This is a genomic window from Streptomyces sp. NRRL B-24085, assembly GCF_001282115.1.
GTDB lineage: Bacteria > Actinomycetota > Actinomycetes > Streptomycetales > Streptomycetaceae > Streptomyces.
The window spans coordinates 1-9,649 of the sequence record NZ_LJBR01000385.1; the positions used below are offsets into that span (position 1 = coordinate 1).

10 protein-coding genes and 2 pseudogenes are annotated in these 9,649 nt (G+C 71.7%); all 12 read right to left on the reverse strand.

Annotated features, from left to right (window positions below; all coding sequences use genetic code 11):
- Positions 1–349, reverse strand: a pseudogene (locus AOJ26_RS44010) (hypothetical protein); the annotation flags it as partial.
- A gap of 289 nt (positions 350–638) precedes the next feature.
- Positions 639–2,435, reverse strand: a complete 1,797-nt coding sequence (locus tag AOJ26_RS33900; RefSeq protein WP_179200356.1) for a type IV secretory system conjugative DNA transfer family protein — start codon at positions 2,433–2,435, stop codon at positions 639–641.
- Positions 2,436–2,468: 33 nt separating this feature from the next.
- Complete coding sequence (locus tag AOJ26_RS33905; protein WP_053852206.1) at positions 2,469–3,236, reverse strand: DUF317 domain-containing protein; 768 nt, start codon at positions 3,234–3,236, stop codon at positions 2,469–2,471.
- Between the two features lie 5 nt (positions 3,237–3,241).
- On the reverse strand, positions 3,242–3,835 hold the full coding sequence (locus AOJ26_RS33910) for a hypothetical protein (protein ID WP_053852207.1): 594 nt from the start codon (positions 3,833–3,835) through the stop codon (positions 3,242–3,244).
- A 17-nt stretch (positions 3,836–3,852) separates the two neighbouring features.
- Positions 3,853–4,719, reverse strand: coding sequence for a DUF317 domain-containing protein (locus AOJ26_RS33915; protein WP_063790363.1), 867 nt, complete (start codon positions 4,717–4,719; stop codon positions 3,853–3,855).
- Positions 4,710–5,081: a hypothetical protein gene (locus tag AOJ26_RS33920; RefSeq protein WP_053852209.1), complete on the reverse strand. Its 372-nt coding sequence runs from the start codon at positions 5,079–5,081 to the stop codon at positions 4,710–4,712. The genes AOJ26_RS33915 and AOJ26_RS33920 overlap by 10 nt, the downstream gene beginning before the upstream one ends.
- A 52-nt stretch (positions 5,082–5,133) precedes the next feature.
- Positions 5,134–5,949 (reverse strand): DUF317 domain-containing protein, encoded by an 816-nt coding sequence (locus AOJ26_RS33925; protein ID WP_053852210.1) that lies wholly within the window; start codon positions 5,947–5,949, stop codon positions 5,134–5,136.
- Entirely contained in the window at positions 5,946–6,335 is a 390-nt protein-coding gene (locus tag AOJ26_RS33930) for a hypothetical protein (protein ID WP_046919609.1), read from the reverse strand. Before AOJ26_RS33930 ends, AOJ26_RS33925 begins: the two co-directional genes overlap by 4 nt.
- Positions 6,336–6,608: 273 nt before the next feature.
- Positions 6,609–7,388, reverse strand: coding sequence for a DUF317 domain-containing protein (locus tag AOJ26_RS33935; RefSeq protein ID WP_053852211.1), 780 nt, complete (start codon positions 7,386–7,388; stop codon positions 6,609–6,611).
- Positions 7,389–7,860: 472 nt separating this feature from the next.
- Complete coding sequence (locus tag AOJ26_RS33945) at positions 7,861–8,520, reverse strand: hypothetical protein (protein ID WP_053852213.1); 660 nt, start codon at positions 8,518–8,520, stop codon at positions 7,861–7,863.
- Complete coding sequence (locus AOJ26_RS33950; protein ID WP_053852214.1) at positions 8,517–9,269, reverse strand: hypothetical protein; 753 nt, start codon at positions 9,267–9,269, stop codon at positions 8,517–8,519. The genes AOJ26_RS33945 and AOJ26_RS33950 overlap by 4 nt, the downstream gene beginning before the upstream one ends.
- Positions 9,270–9,299: 30 nt before the next feature.
- A pseudogene (locus tag AOJ26_RS43640) lies at positions 9,300–9,649 on the reverse strand (relaxase/mobilization nuclease); the annotation flags it as partial.

A 9,649-nucleotide genomic window follows, 5' to 3' on the forward strand; every position in this document is an offset into this window, starting at 1 on the left:
GGTCCGGGGGGGGTGTCGCGGGCGTGGCTGGAAGGCGGGAGGGCGCGGGCGGGATGTCCTGGAGGGTCGGGATCCCGAGGCCGACGCGCACGCTGGCGCCGAGTGTGTAGAGGTGCGATTCGGCACAGACCACCGCACCCAGGGCGTCGGATTCACCTAACTCGGCGGGAAGTGTGTACTCCCGCGTTGCCTTCGTCGGGGTGAAGCCGTGCTGGATGAGGACATCCCTGGCCCGGTCGGTGATCGCGGTGGCGGTGACGGTGCCATCGTGGAAGCGCATGGTCGCCTCGGGCTCGGCGTCGGTGGTGAGGGGGTAGCGCGTGGTCCAGGCGAGGTCGACGAGGTCCATGGTGTGGGACAGGAGCCCGTAGAAGGCGACGCCGGCGCGCTCATGTGCGTCCTCGGCGGTCCCGGGCGGCAGGAGGTAGAGGGTGCGGCCCTGGTGCTGGCGGGCTGTGAAGCCTGCTGCGGTCAGGTGTCGGGCGGCGTTGCGGATGGGGCGGTTGAGGACGGCGAACGTCCATCCGTCATCGGTCGAGCCGATGAAGACGTCGTGGTGGTCGGTGATGGCTATCGGTCATCCCGGTGGCTGGGTACAGGTGGGGCAGCCCGGTGGGGTGCTCGGGCGTGGTGGGTGGTCAGGCGGCGGGGCCGTAGTCGCTTTGCTGCGGGGCGTGCTTGGCGACGGCGCGGGCGGTGATGGCCTCCGATGCGCGGGCAGAGGCGGCAGTCAGCGCGTCGGCGTCGGGCTCCGCGTACCAGGGGCGCAGGTCGAGCATGGCGGCGCGCATGCCGGTGGCGAAGCACAGGGCGGTGCCCTTGGGCAGGGCGCGGATCGCGTCCGCGGGCAGGATCCGTTCCTGCCGCATCGACACGGAGGTCGACTTCCCCGAGTCGGAGATGGAGGTCGAGGTGGTCTCCACGTCGTGGTCGCCGATGAGGCGGGAGAGCTTGTCGGCGAAGTCGGGATCGTCGATGCCGGAGCCGATCACCTTGACGGTGCTCGCGGACCACATGGCGTCCATGCCCGCGTCTCCCCAGACTTTCTGGCCCTGGCGGTAGGACTGCAGGATCGTGATGGGGATGATGCCGCGCGAGCCCAAGTGGCTGTACAGGTCGGGCAGATCGGAGATCTTGCAGACGTTGGCAGCCTCGTCGAGGATCGCGAGCATCGGCGGGTCGAGCCGTCCGCCGGCGCGCTCGGCCTGCGCGGTCGCAGCGCGCATGACGGAGTCCGCGCACGCCGCGATCAGGGCACTAGCGCCGCCGCCACCGTCCTTCGACAGCAGGTACAGAGTGTCCGTGGACGAGACGAACTCCGACGGCCGGAACTCGGACACGTCCTTCTGCGGGGTGACCCACGCCGCGATATCGCTGTTGAGGAGGGCTGCGGCGTACTGCCGGGCGGTTTCGTAGATGCCGTCCCGGGTTTCGGGCGGTCCTTCGACGGTGCCCTTGAGTTGGGCGGCCACCGCGGTGAACTGGTGGTCGCGCAGGATATCGAGAGGAGTGCGGTCGGCGGGAAAGGCCAGCCACTGCATGACGTCGGTGATGGGCCGTTCATCGAGAGCCGCGGCGAGGAACAGCTGCGACAGGATGTTGCTGCCGGCCTTGGACCAGAAGTCGCCCTGCTGGCTGGCGTCCACGGAAGCCGCGAGGAAGTGGCCAGCCAGACGGCCTGCGCCGTCGAGGGTCCTGGCGTCGGCGAGCGGATTCCACCACATCTCCCGTTCGGCGTGGGCGATCTGCTGCGGGTCCATCGACCACGTCCGGCCGGTCCTCTGCCGTGCGTCGAGGGTGGCGGTGTAGGCGTCGCCGGCGGCCTTGTTGGAGGTCAGCAGGACGGGGCCGGGCGCGGCGAGGATCGAGGGGATCGCGAGCGAGGTGGTCTTGCCGGAGCGGGGCGCCATGATGGCGACGGCGACGTCCTCGTACCCCATGCGGACCTCGTGGCGGCTGCCCTGGAGGTTGCCGAGGAGGATGCCGGTGTCGGCGGCATCGATGTGCTTGGCGTCCTTCAGGCTGGGGCGCAGGGAGCGGGCCTTGGCGGTGATCGCCCGGGCCATCAGCGGCTCGATGTCCTTCGCCTTGGCCATGCCGGCGATCTTCTTCTTCCGGCCCCTGCCGGAGTTCTTGTGTCGTGACCAGACGACTGCGGCGGTGAGGACGAGGGCGATCATCACGGTGACGGGGATGATGCGGGCACCGATGAGCAGGGTCGTTTCTCCGGCGGCGGGCCAGAGCTGGCCGGGGTGCAGGAGGGCGTTGATGGGCTGGTACGGCGCCCAGGGACCGGAGTGGGTGGCCCAGGCGGCGAGGTTGCCGCACAGCCAGGCGAGGTTGGACAGGGGGACGGCGATCGCGAGGGCGCCGAGGAGCACCTTGAAGGCGATGTCGTAGCTGTCGCTGCTGGAGGAGGGGGAGGCGTGGGGCAAGGGCAGGATTCCGGGGTTAGGGGTGTGGCCTAGTCAGCGCGTACGGCGCGGTGGCGGCTGCGGCCGACGCGGTGGCAGCGAGGGCGCGCCACGCCGGCGGCGGGCGGCGAGGTCTTGGACGCGCTGCTCCAGCGGATCCAGCCCGCCCAGCTGGCCCGTCGGAGCGGGGGCCGTCTGGAGGTGGGGACGGGCCTGGAAGGGGAGGGCGAGCGGGTCGCGGCGCAGCGGTGCGGGGTCGGTGAGGGCGCTGGTGAAGGCGGCGACCAGGTGGAGCGGGGTGTCGGCGCCGAGGTGGGCGCGCCAGATCACCGTGTCGGGGTCGCCGGGCAGGGAGGTGGTGACGAACCAGCTGCCTTGCCCCTGGACGGCGCGCTCGACACGGACGGGGCTGTCGGGGGACGAGGCCGAGACGTCGGAGTGTTCCAGCCAGCCGGCCGCGTACAGGATCTCGAAGGGATCACTCGCCGCCGCTTCGGGGGCGGGCTTGGTGAGGGCGTCGGTGAACGCGGCGAGGATCTCGACCGGGAGGCGCGCCCCGAACCGGGCGTACCAGGCGGGGTGTTCGTCGGTGGGGGCGTGGAGGATCGTCCACCACGGCTCGTCCGGGTCCGGGTACAGGCTCAGCTCGGCCTGCTGGTCGGGCCGGACCAGATGGATGATCGGGGAGAGCGGAGTGTGGTCGTAGCGCCATCCGCCGGCCTGGTGGAGGGCCACGGTGACCCAGCGCGGGTCCCCGCCCCCGGCCAGGCAGGGCGGGGTGACGAGGAGTTCGTCGGCCGCATCGTGAGGCAGGAAACGCATGCGGCTCACCTCCGTGCCACGGGCGTCGCGGCAGCGGAGGCCGTTGGGGCGGGTCGAGGTGCGACGGCTTCCAGACGAGGCGGGGTGCGTTGGGTCGTCGCGTGGATGGTGAGGATCACGGGGGCGTGCAGGGCCAGCTCGTTGAGTGCGTGCCATGCCTCTGCGTTGCGGGCGTCGATGAGGTCGTCGTATGCCTGTGTCCCCGGCCGGGCGGAGAGTGGCAGGTCGTCGAGGCGGGCGCGATAGTCCTCTTCGAAGGCGTCGAGCTGGTCGAGGGCGTGTTCGGCGTTCGCTAGGTGCCAAGGCCAGTGGGACTGGACGGCCCGGGCGGGGAGCTGCTGGAGCTGGACTTCGGCGGTGGAGATCAGCTCGCGGGCGAAGGGGCGGATCTGTGCGGCGGCGATCCAGGTGTCGGCGTCGCGGCGGGCGGCGCGCCGCCCGTAGGTCTCGTCGTCGTACGGCCAGCTGTCGGGGTCGGTGTGCTGGTCGGAGTAGGTGTCCCACGCGGCCAGGATCTGTTCGCCGGTGTGGAGGAACGCGGCGAGTTGGTCGAGGCGCTGCTGATGGATGACGCTCGGAGGTGAGGGTGGGGAGGCCACAGGGGGTCTTTCATCAGTCATCGGGTGCGGGCCGCCGAGGAGTTGGAGGCGCCGACGTGAGCCGAGGAGGGGGTGGTGTCCAGCCGCTGACGGCGTCGCGCGGCGCGGACCTGGGTCTGGATGTGCTTGAGGTGCTGCTGGTGAGCGTCGGCGACATCCGTGCCGGTCCGGCTGGTTCGCTCATGCTGGACGTCGTGGTGCCAGTTGTGCCGGCCCCAGCCGCGCAGCAGCGGTTCGGCGCTGGTCAAGGCGGCGATGAAGCCGGCGATGGTCTGCGCGGGGGCGTGTCCGTCGAGCCAGCCGCTCCAGACCGGGCGACCGTCGAAAGCGGACTCGGCGGCGTCGGCGGGGTACTCCCGGGTGCGGATCCGCCAGGAGAACGAGGAGGAGATCTCGTCGTCGTAGGGGCGGCTGTATTCAACGACCGCCCGTCGGTCGAGCGAGCGGGCCTCGAAGCCGGTTCCGTTCTCGCTCTGGCTGACGCTCCAGCCCGCTGTGTGGAATAGGTCCCACGGATCGGGCGGGTCCGCAGGGGCAGGGGTGAGGAGGGTGTCGGTGAGTCCGGCCAGGATCTCGGCCGGGACCTGTTGGGTGAACGAGGCATACCAACTACGGGAGTTGGGCGGGTCGACTGTCAGGCGCCACCAGCTGCTGGACGGGTTGAACTGGGGTGCGGCTTGCAGCCGGGCCTGCAAGTCGGGGCTGGTGACCTCAGTCTCGGGGGAAGCCGGGTCGGAGGTGATGGTCCAGCCGGCGGCGAGCAGGGCGTGGGTGACGTGGCGGGCGTCGCCGGGACCTGCGAGGTGCCGGGGGCTGGTGGAATGAAGGATCGTCGACTCGTGGTCGCGTCTGAAGCTGGCCAACTGCCGCTCGGTCACTGGCATACGCCGCTCCCACTTCCTTGACCGTGTCCCGTACGGGGCTCCAGCGCGCGCAGTGCGTTGTGCAGGGGTTGGCGCAGCTGGTCCACGGCGTCGGCGGCGTCGAAATACTCGCCTACCAGGCTGGCGACCGTCCGGTCCCAGGGGACAGCGGCGTGCTGGGCCAGGAGCCGGGAGACTTCGCGGAGGGGCAGAGCCAGCCGTGTGATGAGGCCGTGGTCGGCGTCGAGGAGCGGGCCTAGCAGCACGGCGGCTTCGGCCGGGTGGGGGCTGGTGTGCAGATGGGCGGTGAGCTGGCACAGGCTGTGAACAGCCCTGTGTATATCTTCGGCTGTCAGGGTGTCGTCGCAGGTCGGGGCAGTCATGAACCTCCTCGCAAAGGGGTCTCACTTGTGGGTGGGGTGAGGCTGCTGGTGGTCAGCGGCGTTGGCCCGCGGCCGTGGCGTGAGGACCTGCTGCGCGGCGCTGGTTTCGCGGGTGGGTGGTGGCGAAGCGGGCCCAGGTCGCGGCGCGGGCGGCGGCGACACGGGCCTGCTGCCAGGCGGTGAGCTGGGAGGGCAGGACCGACACGGACGTCGTGCGGACCCGGCTGGTGGGAGGGACGTGGCCGCGTGGACGCATCACCGGCTGCGGGTCGGCCAGCGCTGTGGCGAATGCCTCGATGAGGTGCAGTGGCGTGGTCGGGGTGAACACGGCGTCCCAGATCTGGCCGTGCTCGGTACGGGCACCGGCCCACCACACCGCCTGACCGCGCTCGTCCTGGCAGTACCGAAGCCAGCTGTTGTTGTCGGGGTGGACCGCCTCGTACGACTGGTCCTCGCCGCGCTCGCTCGTCCAGCCCTGCTGCTCCAGCGGTGCCCAGGCGTTGGGCGCGTGCGCGGCGCGGGGCTGGGTGAGGGCGTCGGTGACGCCGGCCACCATCTCCACCGGAGTCCGCCGCCCGAGCGTCGCGTGCCACGCCGGCGCTGTACCGGTGGCGTGGCCGGAGATGGTCCAGCCGCCGGGCTGGGTGTGCGGGTCGTATCCGATGCGGACGGTGCGGTCGGGGCTGTCGAAGACGACGGAGCCGCCGGAGCGGGAGGCATCCTTCCAGCCGGAGGCGCGCAGGAACTCGGTGACGTGCCCGAGGTTGCCGCCGCCGGCGAGATGGCGGGGTTCGATGAGGTAGTGCTGCTCGGCCTGCTCGCCCCCGGAGCGCCGGCCACCCCAGCTGGCCCACTGGTTTCGTCTCATCGGCGCCTCCGGACGACCATGGCGGAGGGGACCGGCTTCGGCGTGGTCGAGGGGGCCGGGGCCACGGTGGAGGCGAGGGCGTCGAGCACGTCGGTGTGCTCGTCCAAGTCCCCACCGACGCTGTGGAGTTCATTGGCGGCACGGCCGACGGCGAGCCAGACCTCGGGCGGGAGGATGCCCAGTTCGGAGGTGTGCTTGGCGAACCGGGAGCCGGTTTCCATCAGGTGGGTGACGTGGCCGAGGATGCCGACGTCGCGGTCGAGGACGGTGGCGAGGATGTGGGCGGCCTCACGCGGCGGTGCCTGGGCGAGGTACTGGCTGAGCTGGCCGATCTGGGCGGCGATGGCGCGGGCGAAGGGGACGGGGTCGAGGGACGGGTCGGTCACGGGCCTCCTGGCGACAGGGCGGGGGTCAGGTGTGGTGGCTGAGGCGGCGGGATTCATCCAGCGTGGCTTCCGGCCGGCCTCCGGCCAGCGGGCTGACGTGGCCGGGGTGGCGCACGATGCAGGCGCGCAGGTAGCGGCGGAAGAGGAAGACGGCCAGACGAGGCCGGCGCTCGGCGGTGATCGGCGGCGGTGTGGGGCGAGGGGATGTGCGGGGTACGGAAAGCTCCTGAACGGGGTGGTGCGTTGCACGTCGAGGCCGCGAGGGCGTGCGGCTCACCGCGCGCGGGTGGCTGGCGTGCGTCCGATGGGGTTCGGCGGCGGTGTGGCGGGGCTCGATCCGGTGACGCGGCGGTTGCGAACGTCGGCGATCCGGGCCTTGAGTAGCGCCTGCTCGTCCACATGAGTGTGTGGTGTCGGGGTGAGACGGGTGTAGGGCCCGCAGCCGTACAGCGGTGTTCCGATGGCCATTCGCGGCAGCGGATCGTCGCGGGCGAGGCTGCGGGTGAACGCAGTGACGATGCCGGGCGGGGTGCGGGTGCTGAAGGCGGCTGTCCACCAGCGGTACCCGTTGACGGTGCAGGCGGCGCGCCACGGTCTCGGCGCGCCGGGGTGAGCGGGGTCTTCTGCATTGAAGTGGACCAGGCCGTCCGGTGACACGGCCGAGGCCCCGGGACCGGTGGCCTGCTCGGTCCAGCCTGCCGCGTGCAACGGGTCGAGGACCGTCGGGTGGCCAGTGGACGGCGGCTGGAGCATGGCGTCGACCATGGCGGTGAGGTACTCGACGGGGATGTGCGCGCCAAGAAGGGCTGCCCAGTCCTGCCCGTGCGGGCTGGTTTCGTGCAGGGTCCAGGTCCAATCCGCGCGGCGGTTGAGGACGACATGGAGGCGTCCGTCGGGGCTGGCCAGGGCGGTGTGCTGGTCGATCGTGGACACGTTGCGCCAGCCGTGGCCGTACAGCAGCAGCTCGGTCAGGTGTTCCCAGTCGCCGCCGCCGGCGAGGTAGCCGGGCGCGGCCAGGACATACGGGACGGCATGCGGCGGACACTGGGGCACCGGGGGGTGGACTCCTTAAAGACGGGCCAAGGGCAGGGTGACTTAGCCACGCGTACGGCGGGGCCGGGCAGTCGCCGCGAGGGCAGCCGGTGCCGCTCGCTGGGTGCGGAGTTCCTCCGCGGTGCTGCGGTAGGCGGCTTGGTCGAAGAGATAGTCGGGGATGTGGACGACGTATCCGGCCGTGAGCAGTGGGGGGACGGCGCGGGTGGCCAGCCTTTTCTTCTCGTCCTCGCTGAGTGGCCCGGGGCCTCGTGCCAGACGTAGGTCGGGCCCGCGGTGCCTGCGGGCGAGACGGTCTTGCGTTCGAAGCCGATCCGGTCGAGCAGGGCGAGGAGCTGTTCCGGGGCGCCGGTGGGGGTGTCGGCGTGGACGGTGTGGGTCAAGGGCTTGCGGTAGATCTCGACGTCGGTGCCTTCGTCGTCGGCACGGTTGCCCATCGGGTGGATGCTCCTATGTCGGATTGGAGGGGCGGTCAGCGGCCCCGGCCGGGCGTGGCGGGGACGGGCTTGGCCGTGGCGCTGGGGGATGGAGCGGATGCCGGAATGCGAGCGGCCTGGTTGCGGATGTCTTCGAGCCGCTGGGTGTGGCGGGCCAGGCCGTTGACTGCGTCGATCAGCTGCTCGGCGGGGGCCGCAGGGTGTCCGGCGTCGGGAAGGCGGTCGTCCCAACCCGCCCAGAGGGACACCAGGATGTCGCGCAGGCGAGGCAGCACGCCGTCGCCAGGGGCGACGATCTCAGTGAGGATGGCGGCCAGTTCGTGGCCGTCACTGGGGTTGCGGGCGCGTTCGGCGAGTAGGTCCAGGTATCGGTGGGCGGCCTGCCGGTCCTCGTCCCGCGTGCTCAGGGTGTTGAGGTCGGGGTCGAGGTGGACGCTGTATCCGGCCTGCAACAGGGCCAGGGCCGCAGCGGTGGCACCGCGACGCCGTTCCTCGGCGGGCAGAGAGTGGGGCTGGCGGTGGTATGGGCCGCGCGGGCCAGGGGCGTCGAGGAACCCGCCGCCTCTCTGGAGGATGCTGGCCGCACGGTCGTCGCCGCCGATCGCGACGACGAGCTGGGTTCGCGGATCCCGCGTGATGGTCACGTAGGTATGGACGAAGAACACCGGCTCGTCGCCGGGCGCCTGGTTCGTCACCGACTTCGGTGCGCGGCCGGAGCCGGTGCGGCGGGCGCCTGGGCCAGCGCGGTGTCCGGCGCGGGCCGGCCGGATGAGCGGGACAGCAGGACGCCGACGCCAAGTTCGGACAGGCGGTCACCGGCCGCGCGGACGGACGCGGCCACGCGGAACGAGTCACCGTCGGACAGCACGAACATGTTCCGGTCCGCGTCGAAGGCGAAGCCGGCGCCGGTCAGGATCTGGGCGATGTCGGCCCGCTCGGGCTTGGCGACCACGAGGTCCTCGCCCGACCAGGTCATCACGACACGCTGAGCGTCGGCCCGGGCTGTGTCGAGGCGGGAGGCGTTGTCCCGTACCTGTGCCAGGGCCGCGTCGTAGTGGGACAGCAGACGCAGCCGGACGTGCTTGGCGGCGCGGAAGGGGTTGGCATCGACGGCGATGCCGTCCGGCTCGCGGACACCGCGGAACGCCTCGACGGGCAGGTCGTTGGGGGCCATGGCGGCGATGAGGAAGACGTCGTCGTGGCCCTTGCGGTCCATGACGAACAGCCGGGTGCCGTCGTCGGTGCGGGTCAGGACCGCGCAGTGGTCGACGGTGTGCTCGGCCACGGCAGCGGCCACCTGGTCCATGTCCCACACCTCGGCGGTGACATCGTCGTGGCCGGTGTTGGCGCCGAGGGGCGGGTGGTAGTGGTGGCTCCACTGGCCGGGCAGTTCGCCGGCGAGGACGGCGGCGAAGGAGGCGAGGGAGTCGTCAGGGGCGGGCAAAAGTCTCCTCGGAAGAGCGGGGGTGGTGGGTCACATGCGGCGGGCAGCGGCTGGCGGGCGGTGAACGGTCGGCGCGGGTGAGGGAACCGGACGGCGCGGTGCGGCGGCCAGCTGTGCTGCGGTGCTGTCGAGGTCTTGCTGGATGCCGTGCAGTCGGCCGGCGATCCACTCCAGGCGATGCCGGGCCGGGTCGAGTTGAGCCGAACCGTCCGGCCGGGCGAGACGGTGCGCGGTGTGCTCGACGACGCTGCGCACCGCCGCCAGCGGTCCGTCACTCTCGTCGCTCAGCTGCTTCAGCAGCGCCGAGAACTGGACGGCGGCCGTGGGGGCGGCGGGCGGCGGGGAAGGTGTGCGCGCTGCTGCGGCGGACCGTGTGGGGG